We start from the raw sequence: 14029 nt of genomic DNA on the forward strand, positions 1-14029 counted from the left end.
TCAACGCCGCTCGCCGGGCGGCAACCCATCCTTGTAGCGCTGCAACGCCGCCAGCGAATCCGGGCAATACGGCTGCACCCGGCTCTGCGCCTCGGCCTGCTCGACCGACAGGAACCGCGCCTCCATGACCTCTTCCGGCTGCAAGCGCAACGGCCCGTCCCACACGGCGGAGAACACCGCGCACCACAGGCGGTTGCCCGGCTGGTCGAAGTAGAACTTCTCGTGAAAGCGCAGCACCACGCCGCTGACACCCAGCTCTTCCTCCAGCTCGCGCGCCGCCGAATCGGCGTAGCCCTCGCCCGCCGCCACCATGCCCCCCGCCGCCACGTCCCAGTACCCCGGGTACAGCGCCTTGCTCAGGGTGCGCCGGTGCACGCACAGCTCCCCGGCGCTGTTGAACAGCAGGATGAAGGTGCAGCGGCCGATCAGCCCGCGCTCACGCAGCTCGGCCCGCGGCAGCGCGCCCAGCGGCTCGTCGGCCGCGTCGACCCAGGCCACCAGCTCGGCATCGGAGGCCGCGCGATGCGCGACCTCGGCGGGGTTGATGGTCATGCTCAGCCCTGCGACAGCAGTTGGCGCAGGTCGATGACCGCGGCGTTGGCGCGGGAAATGTAGTTGGCCATCACCAGCGAGTGGTTGGCCCACATGCCGAAGCCGCTGCCATTGAGCACCATCGGGCTCCACAGCGCCTCCTGGGACGCCTCCAGCTCACGGATGATCTGGCGCACGCTGACAGTGGCATTCTTCTTCGCCAGCACGTCGGCGAAATCGACCTCGATGGCGCGCAGCAGGTGCGACAACGCCCAGGCCTGGCCACGGGCTTCATAGAACACGTTGTCGATCTGCAGCCACGGGGTTTCCACCAGTTCCTCGTCGAGCTGCGGCGCTTGGCCCGGCTGCACGCTCTCGGTCTTCAGGGTGCTGTTGAGCTTGACCCGGCCAACGCTGGCCGACAGGCGCTGGGACAACGAGCCCAGGCGCGTGGCGACGTCACCCAGCCAGTTGTTGAGGTTGTCGGCGCGGGTGTAGAAGATCGCGCCCTGGTCACCGGCGGCCAAGCGCGCCTGGTAGCGGCCCAGCGACTTGATGCCTTCCTCGAACTCCGACTCGCTGGACGGCAGGATCCAGCTCTTGTTGTCGAAGTTGAAACGCGGCTCGGCCTTGGCCAGGTCGGCGTCCTCGGTGGATTGCGACTGGGAGCGGGCGAAGTCCTTGCGCAGCGCGCGCGACAGGTCGCGCACCTGCACCAGCACGCCGTATTCCCAGCTGGGCATGTTGTCCATCCACAGGCCGGGCGGGAAGCGGTCGTTGGAGATGTACCCGCCAGGCTTGTTCAGCAGGGTGCCGGCGACGGTCTTGAGAGTCTCGACGGTGGTGTAGCCCACCACCATCTGCTGGTTGTTGCGCTCGGCCGCGGCCTGGGCGCTCTGCTGCACGGGGAACAGCGCCGGCTCCTGGCTCCAGTACCAGCCCAGGCCGATGCACACCAGCAGGTAAAACCCGACCAGGGTGCCCAGGGCGCGGCTCCACAGGCCGCCAAGGTAGCTACGGGTAGCGGCGCCGCGGCCTTCGACGCGCTCGCGGGGCTCGGCTTTGGCCTCGCGGTTTTTCCAATCCAGCATGGCGTTGTCCTTAATCAATCATGACGGTTCAGGGGCTTGGACCACAGGCCTCGGCCAGGGTGCCACGGCAAGCCCGCGTCCCGGCACTATAAAGCAGACACCGCCATACGCATAAGCGACCAGCGGGTCAGTAACTGAATATTCGTCCTGAAACGCTTTGTTGATTCGCAGCACTCGCGACGCAGTAAAGAACTGCTAGCATAGAGCCATCATTGAACCTGCACGCCAACCTCTAACAAGTAGTCAGGACATGAGCCAACCAGCCGAGCCCAGTCACGAGCGCTTGAAGCAGCACTTCGCCCAGCGGGTCATCCACCAGGCCCGACAGATCCTGGAGATCTGGCAGCGCCTGCAACGCGGCGAGTGGTCGAGCGGCGACCTGGGCGAGCTGTGCGAGGCCAACCTGCGCCTGCAGCGTTACGCCGAGCGCTTCGAGCAGCCCGAGCACAGCAGCTTGTCGGTGGCCATCGGCCAGACCCTGCGAGCCATCGAGGCGAACAGCGCGCGGCTCAACTCGGAGCTGATCGGCGAGCTCAACCGCCTGATGCAGCGCCTGTCGCGCACCGGCCTGCGCAAGGGCGACCAGCTCGACCACGTGCCGTTGCCGCCGCTGCGCAAGCCGGTGTACATCCTGCTGCAAGACCACGACCGCGCCGAGCGCCTGGCCCAGCAGCTGGAGTTCTTCGGCCTCGGCGTGCAGGCCCTGTACAGCGCCGAGGCGTTTCGCGCGTCGATGAGCGAACGGCTGCCCTCGGCGATCGTCATGGACGTCGACTTCACCGGGCCGGGCCTGGGCCTGCACCTGGCGGCCCAGGCCCAGCAGGGCCTTGAGCAGCACATCCCGCTGCTGTTCTTCAGCCACCAGGAAACCGACACCCCCACGCGCCTGGCGGCAGTGCGCGCCGGCGGCCAGGAGTTCCTCACCGGCACCCTGGAGGCCTCGAGCCTGCTGGAAAAGGTCGAGCTGCTGACCAGCGCCACCCAGTACGACCCGTTCCGCGTGCTGATCATCGACGACTCGCGCGCCCAGGCCATGAACACCGAGCGCCTGCTCAACGGCGCCGGGATCATCACCCGCACCCTCACCGAGCCGATCCGCACCATGGCGGAGCTGGCCGACTTCCAGCCGGACCTGATCATCCTCGACATGTACATGCCCGACTGCACCGGCACGGAGCTGGCCAAGGTGATCCGCCACAACGACCGCTACGTCAGCGTGCCGATCATCTACCTGTCGGCCGAGGACGACCTGGACAAGCAGCTCGATGCCATGAGCGAGGGCGGCGACGACTTCCTCACCAAGCCCATCCGCGCCCGCCACCTGGTGACCACGGTGCGCAACCGCGCCGCCCGCGCCCGCCACCTCAAGGCGCGGATGGTGCGCGACAGCCTGACCGGGCTGTACAACCACACGCACATCCTCCAACTGCTCGAGGATTGCAGCTTCCGCGCCCGCCGCGAGGCGCGCCCGCTGGCCTTCGCCATGCTCGACATCGACCACTTCAAGAAGATCAACGACCGCCACGGCCACCCGATGGGCGACCGGGTGATCAAGAGCCTGGCGCTGTTCCTCAAGCAGCGCCTGCGCAAGACCGACTTCATCGGCCGCTATGGCGGCGAGGAGTTCGCCATCGTCATGCCCAACACCGGGCTGGACGCGGCGCACAAGGTGCTTGATGAGATCCGCCGGCGCTTCGCCGAGATCCATTACCCGGCGCAGCCACAGGACTTGCAGTGCACCTTCAGCGCCGGGGTGGTGGAGCTGGATGACGGGCTGGACGCCCTGACCATGGCCAGCGCCGCCGACGAGGCGCTATACCGGGCCAAGCATGCGGGGCGCAATTGTGTGGTGAGGGTTGAGCCCTAGGCGGCCTGTGACGACCCCATAAAGGCACTCTGCCACTTTTTTAGGGCGCCAACCCTCCGCCGTCATCACCCCGTCACAAAACCGCAATAACTTCAGGCACCTACCTCTCCCACTCCCCGCAGGAAGTTCGCGGCTATGCGCCTGAAGTGGCTGACCAATTTCAACACCCTGTTGCTGGTGACCGTGTGCATCGCCCTGGGCGCGACCCTGTGGTGGTCGCAGCGCGCCCTGGAGCGCCCCTACCAGATGATGGAGCGTTACCTGGGCCTGTCCCAGCATTTCCAGAACGACGCCGCCAGCAACATCCAGGCCTACCTGGGCAGCGGCGACGCCCTGCGCCACGCGGCGGCCATGGAGGCCAACAAGCAATTGCAGGCGTCCCTCGCCGAATGGCCCGAGGAACTCGCCGGCCAACTGCGCCCGAGCCTGGACACGCTGCAGGCCTTCACCGCCAACGAACTGCTCGCCGCCGGCAAGCTGGCCGGCGACCCGCAGGCCCTGCTACTGCAGGCCGAGCGCGAGCTGGGGGCGAACTTCGAGCAACTGGCCGGCTACGCCCGCGACAGCGGCAACCCCAACGCCGGCCGCTACCTGGCGCCGCTGCTCGACGCCGCGGTACACCTGGGGCGCCTGGCCCTGGCCCGTGACAAGCTGGTCAGCAGCGGCCGCGCGGAGCTGGCCGACGAGGTCGAGCGCGAGTTGCAAGCGATCCGCGCCCAGGCCCAGCTCATCGAGGGCCTGCCGCTGCTCGGCGTGACCCGCGCCGCCGAATCCAACGCCGACGACTTCGCCGCGCTGATGGGCCTGGAAAGCCAGGCCAGCGAACAGCAGGAAGACGTCGCCGTGGGCCTGAAGCGCGAGTTGCAGAGCCTGCTCGGTCGCTACCCCGCCGAACTGCAGCGCACCCGCGAGCAGATCGAACGCCGCGCGGCGCTCGCCGCCAGCACTGGCGAGCGCCTGGAGGCGGTTCAGAGAGCCATCGCCGGGCTGGAGCCGGAAGTGCGGGGCCTGCACGCGAAGATCGCCAGCGAGGTGCGCATCATCCAGGGCCTGATGATTGGCCTGATCCTGCTGATCGCCCTGCTTATCGACACCTTGCAACGGCGCCTGGCGCGCACCCTGACCAGCCTGGCGCCGGCGCTGTCGCGCTGGGCCGAGGGCGACTTCGCCCAGCCCATTGCCCTGGGCAAGAGCAACCGCGAACTGCACGACATCCAAGCGTCGCTCAACCGCCTGCGCCAGTACCTGGTAGAGCTGGTCGGCACCCTGCGGCACAACGCCGAACAGGTGGCCGGCAGCAGCAACGCCTTGGCCGGCATGAGCACCGCGTTGCACGACGGCGCCGAACGCCAGGCCGGCGACACCGCGCAGATCCGCGATGCCCTGGGTGAGCTGGAGGCGACCATCCAGCAGGTGGCGGGTGACGCCAGCGCCGCCGCCGAGGCCAGTCGCGACGCTGGGCGCGCCGTGGAACAGGGCCAGTCGGTGATTGGCCAGAGCTTGTCGGGCCTGCGCGCGCTGGTCGACGAGGTGCAGGGCAACGCGCAGATGATCGAACAGCTGGCGGAAGAGTCGGCGACCATCGGCGGTGTGCTGACGGTGATCCGCGCCATCGCCGAACAGACCAACCTGCTGGCCCTCAACGCCGCCATCGAAGCCGCACGGGCCGGCGAGATGGGGCGCGGTTTCGCCGTGGTGGCCGACGAGGTGCGCTCGCTGGCCCAGCGCACCACAGGCGCCACCGGCGAGATCCAGGCGCTGATCGACCGTTTGCAGCGCGCGGCGCGCGAGTCGGTGAACGGCATGCGCACCCAACTCGAACATGCCGAGGCCACCGCCAACCAGGCCCAGGCCGCCGACGGTGCGCTGGACGAGATCGTCAGCGCGATTCGCACGATCGCCGACACGGCGGGGCGCATCGCCGACGTCACTGCCCAGCAGAGTGGCGCGGTGAGCGAGATCCGCGATCACAGCGAGCGTATTCACGCGCTGGGCGAGGACAACCTGCAGCGCATCGGTGAAGGGCGCGAGCAAGGCGAGCAGTTGCTGCAACTGGGCGGGGAGCTGAATACGGCGGTGCGGGCGTTTCGGGTCTGAGCCCTGCGCTGCCTGTACCGGCCCTGTCGCGGGGCAAGCCCGCGATAGGGCCGGCACTGCCCCCGACAATCCCCGGCAACTCCGCTATCATGCCCCCACGTTCCACCTCGCGAGTCCGCCATGCGCCGCCTGTTTTTCCTGTTGTTCCTGCTGCTGGCCACGCCCGCCTTCGCCTCGGGCCTGCTGGACAACCGCCCCAGCGCCACCCTCGGCGCCGCCTCGCTGTCCAACAGCGCCGACTTCCTGCCCGTGCGCGAGGCCTTCAAGCTCAGTCTGGTGCAAACCGACGCCCAGTCGATCAAGCTGCGCTTCGTCGCCAGCGACGGCTACTACCTTTATCGCCACCGCTTCCAGTTCCGCACCGAGCCTGCCGACATCGCCCTCGGCCAGCCGCGCATCCCGCCCGGCGAAGCCAAGCACGACGAGTTCTTCGGCGATGTCGAGGTGTACCACGGCGTGCTCGACATCGAGCTGCCGCGAAACGTTGCCGAGCAACGCCCCTTCACCCTGCTGGTGGGCTACCAGGGCTGCGCCGACAAGGGCCTGTGCTATCCACCGGAAACCGCGCGCCTGCCGATCGATGGCCTCGGCGGCGCACAGCCTGGCACTGCGTCGGAGGGCTGGCGCTGGCAGTCGCTGCTGCTGTTCTTCCTCGCCGGCGTCGGCCTGACCTTCACCCCCTGCGTGCTACCGATGCTGCCGATCCTCTCCGGCGTGGTGCTGCGCGGCCAGGTCGGCGGCTGGCGCGGGCTGAGCCTGTCGCTGGCCTACGTGCTGCCGATGGCCGCCAGTTTCGCCGCGCTCGGCGCGCTGATGGGCCTGTTCGGCGCCGGCCTCAACCTGCAGGCGCGCTTGCAGTCGGCCTGGGTGCTGGTGCCGTTCGCGCTGTTCTTCGTGCTGTTCGCCCTGGCCATGTTCGGCCTGTTCGACCTCAAGCTGCCGCAGGCGCTGAGCAGCCGCCTGGACCGCATGGCCCAGCACACCCGCGGCGGCTCGCTGCTCGGCGCGGCGGTGCTCGGGGTGTTGTCCAGCCTGCTGGTATCGCCGTGCGTGTCGGCCCCACTGGCCGGGGCGCTGTTGTACATCAGCGCCAGCGGCGACGCCCTGGGTGGGGCGCTGAAGCTGTTCGCCCTAGGGCTGGGCATGGGCGCGCCGCTGCTGCTGGTGGCCACCGGCGGCGCGACCTGGCTGCCGAAGAGCGGGCCGTGGATGAACACGGTGAAGAACGCCATCGGCGTGCTGTTGCTGGGCCTGGCCATCGGCCTGCTCAGCCGCGTGCTGCCGGGGCCGGCGACCTTGCTGCTGGTCGGCCTGCTGGCCGCCGGCGTGGCGCTGTTCCTCGGCGCCTTGGAGTTCGTGGTCAAGACCCCGCGCCAGCGCCTGGCGCAACTGCTCGGCCTGCTGCTGATGGTCTACGCCCTGGCGTGCTGGTACGGCGCCCTCAGCGGCCAAAACGACCCGCTGCGCCCGCTGCCACCGCCCGTGGCCAGCGCCTCCAGTGCCGGCGCCACGCCCCAGGCCGACGCCTGGCAGACCCTCACCACTCCCGCCGCGCTGGACAAGGCCCTGGCCGAGGCCAAGGCGGCGGGCCAGCCGGTGCTGCTGGACTGGTACGCCGACTGGTGCATCAGTTGCAAGGTGATCGAGCACGAAGTGCTCAATGCGCCGCAGGTCACCCCGCAACTGGGCGCGTTCAAGCTGCTGCGCTTCGACATCACCGAAAGCAACGCCGAGCAGCGCGCGCTGCTGGACCGCTACAAACTGTTCGGCCCACCCGCACTGTTGTTCTTTGCGCCGAACGGCGGCGAAATGACCGCCGATCGTGTGGTCGGCGAGATAAACGCCGGCGATTTCACGAGCATTCTCGCGCGCGTGCGCGGCGAACTCGGTCTATAACTTCCCGCGCGACGGGAATTTTCTGCAAGAGAGTGACCAAAGACCGTCATTCGGTCACATACTTTGCGCGAATCTCGGACATCGTGCTGGCTATTGCCGGGAACTGGACACTCGCTGCCCTCTTGCGGCATAGTCGCCGCGCTATGTCGAATTGCCCTACAAGATCAAGGAATCCGCAGATGGCCACCCTACTGGTGCTGCACGGCCCCAACCTCAACCTGCTCGGCACCCGCGAGCCGGGGCATTACGGCGCCGCCACCCTCGCCCAGATCAACCAGGACCTGGAGCAGCGCGCCCGTGCCGCAGGCCATCACCTGCAGTACCTGCAGAGCAACGCCGAGTACGAACTGATCGACCGCATCCACGCCGCGCGCAACGAGGGCGTGGACTTCATCCTGATCAATCCGGCGGCTTTCACCCACACCAGCGTCGCATTACGTGACGCATTGCTGGCGGTGAGCATCCCATTCATCGAAGTGCACCTGTCCAACGTGCACAAGCGTGAACCGTTCCGTCACCACTCCTACTTCTCCGATGTCGCCGTAGGGGTGATCTGCGGCCTGGGCGCCACCGGTTACCGGTTGGCCCTGGAATCCGCGCTGGAACACCTGGCTGCCAACGCACAGCCCTGATGACACAAGGCCTTGGCCCGTTGGGCCGAGGTTACGCAAAAACGTTTTCGACACGTTTTCAAATTAAGCCCCGACCGAAACCTTGGGAGTTGATGATTAATGGATATCCGTAAAGTCAAGAAGCTGATCGAACTGCTGGAAGAGTCTGGCATCGACGAACTGGAGATCAAGGAAGGCGAAGAGTCCGTTCGCATCAGCCGCCACAGCAAGACCCCGGCCGCCCAGCAGTACTTCGCCCCGGCGCCGATCGCCGCTGCGCCAGTCGCCGCCGCCCCGGTAGCCGCCGCTCCGGCCGCCGAAGCCGCTGCCGCCCCGGCCCTGAAAGGCACCGTGATCCGCTCGCCGATGGTTGGCACCTTCTACCGCAAGCCTTCGCCGACCTCGCCGAACTTCGCTGAAGTTGGCCAGAGCGTGAAGAAAGGCGACACCCTGTGCATCGTCGAAGCGATGAAGATGATGAACCACATCGAAGCCGATATCGGCGGCGTCATCGACGCCATCCTGGTGGAAGACGGTCAGCCGGTTGAGTTCGACCAGCCGCTGTTCACCATCGTTTGAATCGCGGAGTGCCAACGATGTCTGGGAAGCTGGAAAAAGTCCTGATCGCCAACCGTGGGGAAATTGCCCTGCGGATCCTGCGTGCCTGCAAAGAGCTGGGCATCAAGACCGTTGCGGTTCACTCCACGGCTGACCGCGAACTGATGCACCTGGGCCTGGCCGACGAATCGGTCTGCATCGGCCCTGCGTCGTCCAAGGAATCCTACCTGCACATCCCGGCGATCATCGCTGCGGCCGAAGTGACCGGCGCCACCGCCATTCACCCCGGCTACGGCTTCCTCGCCGAGAACGCCGACTTCGCCGAGCAGGTGGAGAAATCCGGTTTCGCCTTCATCGGCCCGAAAGCCGACACCATTCGCCTGATGGGCGACAAGGTTTCGGCCAAGGACGCGATGATCAAGTCGGGCGTACCGACCGTGCCGGGCTCCGATGGCCCGCTGCCGGAAGACGAAGAGGTCGCCCTGGCGATCGCCCGTGACGTCGGCTACCCGGTGATCATCAAGGCCGCCGGTGGTGGTGGTGGTCGCGGCATGCGCGTGGTGCACAAGGAAGAGGACCTGATCGCCTCGGCCAAGCTCACCCGCACCGAAGCCGGTGCCGCCTTCGGCAACCCGATGGTCTACCTGGAAAAGTTCCTGACCAACCCACGTCACGTGGAAGTGCAGGTCCTGTCCGACGGCCAAGGCAACGCCGTGCACCTGGGCGACCGTGACTGCTCGCTGCAGCGCCGCCACCAGAAGGTGCTGGAAGAAGCGCCGGCCCCCGGCATCGACGAGAAGGCCCGCCAGGAAGTCTTCAAGCGTTGCGTGGATGCGTGCATCGAGATCGGCTACCGCGGCGCGGGCACCTTCGAGTTCCTGTACGAGAACGGCCGGTTCTACTTCATCGAGATGAACACCCGCGTCCAGGTCGAGCACCCGGTCTCGGAAATGGTCACCGGCATCGACATCGTCAAGGAGATGCTCAGCATCGCCGCAGGCAACAAGCTGTCGTTCCGCCAGGAAGACGTGGTGCTGCGCGGTCACTCGCTGGAGTGCCGGATCAACGCCGAAGACCCGAAGAAGTTCATCCCGAGCCCCGGCACCGTCAAGCACTTCCATGCCCCGGGCGGCAATGGCGTGCGGGTCGATTCGCACCTGTACAGCGGCTACTCCGTACCGCCGAACTACGACTCGCTGATCGGCAAGCTGATCACCTACGGCAAGGACCGCGACGAAGCCATGGCGCGCATGCGCAATGCCCTGGACGAAATCGTCGTCGACGGCATCAAGACCAACATCCCGCTGCACCGCGACCTGGTGCGCGATGAAGGTTTCTGCAAAGGCGGCGTGAACATCCACTACCTCGAGCACAAACTGGCCAACCAGGAGTGATCGTGGCGTGAGGTGAACGAACCCCGGCCCTGTGCCGGGGTTTTTATTGCCCGTTCGGGCTTGCCCCGCGATAGGGCCGGCGAAGCATCCACAAACCCCACGCACTCAAGTACACTGCCAGCCTTCGCGCAGCCCAGGCTGCCCTTCTCGATTCCCCAAAGGTGCCCGCCATGCCCTGGCTGCAAGTACGCCTGGCCATCAGCCCGGAACAAGCCGAAACCTATGAAGACGCCCTGCTGGAAGTAGGCGCCGTCTCGGTGACTTTCATGGACGCCGAGGACCAGCCGATCTTCGAGCCGGACCTCAACACCACCCCGCTGTGGTCGCACACCCACCTCCTCGCGCTGTTCGAGGCCGATGCCGAGCCCGAGCAGGTGTTCGCCCACCTGCGCCTGCTGACCGATGCCGAGTTGCCCGAACACCACGCCGAGGTGATCGAGGACCAGGATTGGGAACGCAGCTGGATGGACAACTTCCAGCCCATGCGTTTCGGCCGCCGCCTGTGGATCGTGCCGAGCTGGCACGAGGCCCCGGAAAAGGACGCTGTGAACCTGCTGCTCGACCCGGGCCTGGCGTTCGGCACCGGCACCCACCCGACCACCGCGCTGTGCCTGGAATGGCTCGACGGCCAATCGCTCGATGGCACCCAGGTGCTGGACTTCGGTTGCGGCTCGGGGATCCTGGCCATCGCCGCCCTGCTGCTGGGCGCCCGCGAGGCGGTCGGCACCGACATCGACGTGCAGGCCCTGGAGGCCTCGCGCGACAATGCCGGGCGCAATGGCATCGCCGACCAACGGCTGGCCCTGTACCTGCCCGAGCAGATGCCGGCGATGCAGGCCGACGTGCTGGTCGCCAACATCCTCGCCGGGCCCCTGGTGGCGCTGGCGCCACAATTGTCCGGGCTGGTTCGCCGCGATGGCCTGCTGGCACTGTCGGGCATCCTCGCCGAACAGGGCGAGGAAGTGGCCGCCGCCTATGCCGCCGACTTCGAGCTGGACCCGATCGTCGTGCGCGACGGCTGGGTACGCATCAGTGGTCGCCGCCGCTGAGCGGGCCTAGAATCAATTCCTGCACAGCTCTTCGGATCGCCGCATGACCGACAGTTTCGTCACCCAGTGCCCGCATTGCCAGACCAGCTTTCGCGTCACTCATCACCAACTGAGCGTGGCCCGTGGCGTGGTGCGCTGCGGCCACTGCCTGCAGGTGTTCAATGCCGCCCGGCAGTTGCTGGAACAGAGCCAGGCCGCCAGTGCCCCGCCGTCGGTCGCCGAGCCGACGCCGGCGCCCGCGGCACCGGTCGTGCAACCCCCTGCCGAACGCGTGCCGCCGAGCCAGGACGACTGGGCCAGCACCGCCCAGGCGCTGGACGACCTCGATCTCGACCAGGAACTGGCGCGCCTCGAACGCCGTGGCGGGCAGCCCGAACACCCGGCTCGGGCCGACGGCGATGGTTTGCAGGCGCGGCGTGACGAACAAGGCACGGACGAACACAGCGACGAGCCGTTCGGCACCGCCACCGACGATCACCACCTGGAGCCCGAACCCCACGAAGTGCCCGCTCCGACGCTGGTCGAGCAGGAACCTCTCGACCTGCCAGCGCAGCCCGAAGAACGCACCGAGCCAACCTTGGGCCTGGCCCTGGACCTGGATGACGAAGACCCGCCCGCCCGAGCGAACGTCATCGACGAGCTGCAGGAGCCAGCCACCCAGCCGCTGTCGGCCAGCGATGACGACATCGCCGAAAAAGGCCTCTCCGCCCTCGACGACGAGCCCCGCGCCGTGCGCGTATCGGCCCGCGACGAGGAAGAGGACGACGACCTGCTCCCCGGCGAACGCCTGGAGCCGGTGCTGGCCGCCAAGGCGCCGCGCCCGCGCAAGGAGCCGCTGGTCGACGTGGTCGACGACCCGTTGCAACTGGGTTGGGAAAAGCCCGCACCGAACTGGGGCAAACGCCTGCTGTGGGGCTTCCTGGCCCTGCTGGCCGCCGGCCTGCTGGTGTTCCAGTACGTCTGGTACCACTTCGACGAGATGGCCCGGCACGACCGCTACCGGCCGCTGTTCCAGCAGGTATGCCCGCTGGTCGGCTGCCAGGTGCCGACGCGGGTGGACATCGCGCGGATCAAGAGCAGCAACCTGGTGGTGCGCAGCCACCCGGACTTCAAGGGCGCGCTGATCGTCGACGCGATCATCTACAACCGCGCCTCGTTTTCCCAGCCATTCCCGTTGCTGGAACTGCGCTTCGCCGACCTCAACGGCCAGTTGATCGCCAGCCGGCGCTTCAAGCCCAGCGAGTACCTGTCCGGCGAGCTGGCCGGGCGCGGCGAGATGCCGAGCCAGACGCCGATCCACATCGCCCTGGACATCCTCGACCCGGGGCCGAAGGCGGTGAACTACAGCCTCAGCTTCCGCTCGCCGGAGTAGAAGCAGCTCCGAGCTTCGAGCTTCGAGAAAAAGCCGGTCCGCTTCTTCCTCGCGGCTCGAGGCTGCCGCTTGGAACTGGACGTCATAACGACGCAACTGTTCAGATTTTATCCAGTTCCATCTTTATCCGGTCATCGAGAGCGGGTATCATGCCAACCCTTTTTCGAACTCCAATGATCCGGCCCCACAACAGGGAACACCTATGTCGGCGGTACGCATCGGCCCTTACACACTGCGAAACAACCTGATCCTCGCGCCCATGGCCGGGGTCACGGACCAGCCTTTCCGCACGCTTTGCAAAGCCCTTGGGGCAGGCATGGTGGTGTCGGAGATGGTCAGCAGCGACATGAGCCTGTGGAACAGCCGCAAGTCGAGCCTGCGCCGCATCCACGAAGGCGATCCCGAGCCTCGCTCGGTGCAGATCGCCGGTGGCGACGCGCAGATGATGGCGGCGGCGGCCCGGGCCAACGTCGAGGCCGGCGCGCAGATCATCGACATCAACATGGGGTGTCCGGCGAAAAAAGTCTGCAACAAAGCCGCAGGCTCTGCTTTATTGAGAGATGAAGTTCTGGTCAGCGAGATCCTCCAGGCCGTGGTCGGCGCCGTGGACGTCCCGGTGACCCTGAAGATCCGCACCGGTTGGGACCGGGCGAGCAAGAACGGCCTGACCGTGGCGAAGATCGCCGAGCAGGCCGGTATCCAGGCGCTGGCGGTGCATGGCCGCACACGCGCCGACCTGTACACCGGTGAAGCCGAGTACGACACCATCGCAGCCATCAAGCAGGCGGTGTCGATCCCGGTTTTCGCCAACGGCGACATCACCTCGCCAGAAAAGGCCCGCGCGGTGCTCGACGCCACGGGAGCCGACGGCCTGCTGATCGGCCGCGCCGCCCAGGGGCGGCCGTGGATCTTTCGCGAGGTCGAGCATTACCTGCGGACCGGCCAACACCTGCCAGCCCCCGCGCTGGAGGAAGTGGAACGCATTCTGCTGGAACACCTTGCCGCGCTGCATGCCTTCTATGGCGATGTGATGGGCGTGCGTATCGCCCGCAAGCACGTTGGCTGGTATCTGGCTACACGCCCGGGCGGCAGGGAGTTTCGTGCCCGGTTCAATGCCTTGGAAGAAACCCAAGCGCAGTGCGCCAACGTTCGTGCGTTCTTCGCCGAACGTCGACAGAGCCTTGAGACAGAGGACGGACAAGGGGTGGCCGCATGACGATTTTGACCGAGACATTAGTGAGTGGAACAACGCCCGTGAGCGACAACGCCAACCTCAAACAGCACCTCAACACGCCGAGCGAAGAGGGGCAGACCCTGCGCGACAGCGTGGAGAAGGCGCTGCACAACTACTTCGCCCACCTGGAAGGCGCCACCGTCACGGACGTCTACAACCTGGTGCTTTCGGAAGTCGAGGCGCCGCTGCTCGAAAGCGTGATGAACTACGTCAAGGGCAACCAGACCAAGGCCAGCGAGATGCTCGGGCTCAACCGAGGCACCTTGCGCAAGAAGCTCAAGCAGTACGACCTGTTGTAAAGCCAGAATCCCAATCCGAAAAGGCGGCTC

11 protein-coding genes and 1 pseudogene are annotated in these 14029 nt (G+C 66.9%); 10 read left to right on the forward strand and 2 right to left on the reverse strand.

What is annotated here, in order from left to right; all coding sequences use genetic code 11:
• Together P0Y43_RS24045 and P0Y43_RS24050 are read right to left on the reverse strand one after the other, a co-directional pair.
• Complete coding sequence (locus P0Y43_RS24045; RefSeq protein ID WP_275639746.1) at nt 1-552, reverse strand: NUDIX hydrolase; 552 nt, start codon at nt 550-552, stop codon at nt 1-3.
• A gap of 2 nt (nt 553-554) precedes the next feature.
• On the reverse strand, nt 555-1622 hold the full coding sequence (locus tag P0Y43_RS24050; protein WP_275639747.1) for a DUF2333 family protein: 1068 nt from the start codon (nt 1620-1622) through the stop codon (nt 555-557).
• A 250-nt stretch (nt 1623-1872) separates the two neighbouring features.
• Here P0Y43_RS24050 and P0Y43_RS24055 point away from each other — a divergent pair, with 250 nt between their 5' ends.
• From P0Y43_RS24055 to fis, 10 genes and pseudogenes are all read left to right on the forward strand, one after another.
• Nucleotides 1873-3489, forward strand: coding sequence for a response regulator (locus P0Y43_RS24055; protein WP_275639748.1), 1617 nt, complete (start codon nt 1873-1875; stop codon nt 3487-3489).
• A 1581-nt stretch (nt 3490-5070) separates the two neighbouring features.
• Nucleotides 5071-5586, forward strand: a pseudogene (locus tag P0Y43_RS27195) (methyl-accepting chemotaxis protein); the annotation flags it as partial.
• Between the two features lie 120 nt (nt 5587-5706).
• Nucleotides 5707-7482, forward strand: a complete 1776-nt coding sequence (locus P0Y43_RS24065; RefSeq protein ID WP_275639750.1) for a protein-disulfide reductase DsbD — start codon at nt 5707-5709, stop codon at nt 7480-7482.
• 179 nt (nt 7483-7661) lie between these two features.
• A complete protein-coding gene (gene aroQ, locus P0Y43_RS24070; protein WP_011535870.1) occupies nt 7662-8114 on the forward strand; it encodes a type II 3-dehydroquinate dehydratase in 453 nt (150 codons plus the stop codon).
• A 99-nt stretch (nt 8115-8213) separates the two neighbouring features.
• On the forward strand, nt 8214-8672 hold the full coding sequence (accB, locus tag P0Y43_RS24075; RefSeq protein WP_275639751.1) for an acetyl-CoA carboxylase biotin carboxyl carrier protein: 459 nt from the start codon (nt 8214-8216) through the stop codon (nt 8670-8672).
• Nucleotides 8673-8689: 17 nt separating this feature from the next.
• Nucleotides 8690-10045, forward strand: coding sequence for an acetyl-CoA carboxylase biotin carboxylase subunit (gene accC, locus P0Y43_RS24080; protein ID WP_275639752.1), 1356 nt, complete (start codon nt 8690-8692; stop codon nt 10043-10045).
• Nucleotides 10046-10215: 170 nt separating this feature from the next.
• Entirely contained in the window at nt 10216-11094 is an 879-nt protein-coding gene (gene prmA / locus P0Y43_RS24085; RefSeq protein ID WP_275639753.1) for a 50S ribosomal protein L11 methyltransferase, read from the forward strand.
• Between the two features lie 43 nt (nt 11095-11137).
• Nucleotides 11138-12466, forward strand: coding sequence for a DUF3426 domain-containing protein (locus P0Y43_RS24090; RefSeq protein WP_275639754.1), 1329 nt, complete (start codon nt 11138-11140; stop codon nt 12464-12466).
• A gap of 202 nt (nt 12467-12668) precedes the next feature.
• Nucleotides 12669-13682, forward strand: coding sequence for a tRNA dihydrouridine synthase DusB (gene dusB / locus P0Y43_RS24095; protein WP_275639755.1), 1014 nt, complete (start codon nt 12669-12671; stop codon nt 13680-13682).
• Complete coding sequence (fis, locus tag P0Y43_RS24100) at nt 13679-13999, forward strand: DNA-binding transcriptional regulator Fis (protein ID WP_275639756.1); 321 nt, start codon at nt 13679-13681, stop codon at nt 13997-13999. Before dusB ends, fis begins: the two co-directional genes overlap by 4 nt.
• Nucleotides 14000-14029: the final 30 nt, after the last annotated feature.

It is taken from the genome of Pseudomonas entomophila, from assembly GCF_029193575.1.
GTDB classification, from domain to species: Bacteria; Pseudomonadota; Gammaproteobacteria; order Pseudomonadales; family Pseudomonadaceae; genus Aquipseudomonas; species Aquipseudomonas entomophila_G.

Excerpts from the sequence above, each read along its gene's own strand:
- P0Y43_RS24045 (WP_275639746.1), bottom strand. The coding sequence starts at position 552 with ATGACCATCAACCCCGCCGAGGTCGCGCATCGCGCGGCCTCCGATGCC.
- P0Y43_RS24050 (WP_275639747.1), bottom strand. The coding sequence starts at position 1,622 with ATGCTGGATTGGAAAAACCGCGAGGCCAAAGCCGAGCCCCGCGAGCGC.
- P0Y43_RS24055 (WP_275639748.1), top strand. The coding sequence starts at position 1,873 with ATGAGCCAACCAGCCGAGCCCAGTCACGAGCGCTTGAAGCAGCACTTC.
- P0Y43_RS24065 (WP_275639750.1), top strand. The coding sequence starts at position 5,707 with ATGCGCCGCCTGTTTTTCCTGTTGTTCCTGCTGCTGGCCACGCCCGCC.
- aroQ (WP_011535870.1), top strand. The coding sequence starts at position 7,662 with ATGGCCACCCTACTGGTGCTGCACGGCCCCAACCTCAACCTGCTCGGC.
- accB (WP_275639751.1), top strand. The coding sequence starts at position 8,214 with ATGGATATCCGTAAAGTCAAGAAGCTGATCGAACTGCTGGAAGAGTCT.
- accC (WP_275639752.1), top strand. The coding sequence starts at position 8,690 with ATGTCTGGGAAGCTGGAAAAAGTCCTGATCGCCAACCGTGGGGAAATT.
- prmA (WP_275639753.1), top strand. The coding sequence starts at position 10,216 with ATGCCCTGGCTGCAAGTACGCCTGGCCATCAGCCCGGAACAAGCCGAA.
- P0Y43_RS24090 (WP_275639754.1), top strand. The coding sequence starts at position 11,138 with ATGACCGACAGTTTCGTCACCCAGTGCCCGCATTGCCAGACCAGCTTT.
- dusB (WP_275639755.1), top strand. The coding sequence starts at position 12,669 with ATGTCGGCGGTACGCATCGGCCCTTACACACTGCGAAACAACCTGATC.
- fis (WP_275639756.1), top strand. The coding sequence starts at position 13,679 with ATGACGATTTTGACCGAGACATTAGTGAGTGGAACAACGCCCGTGAGC.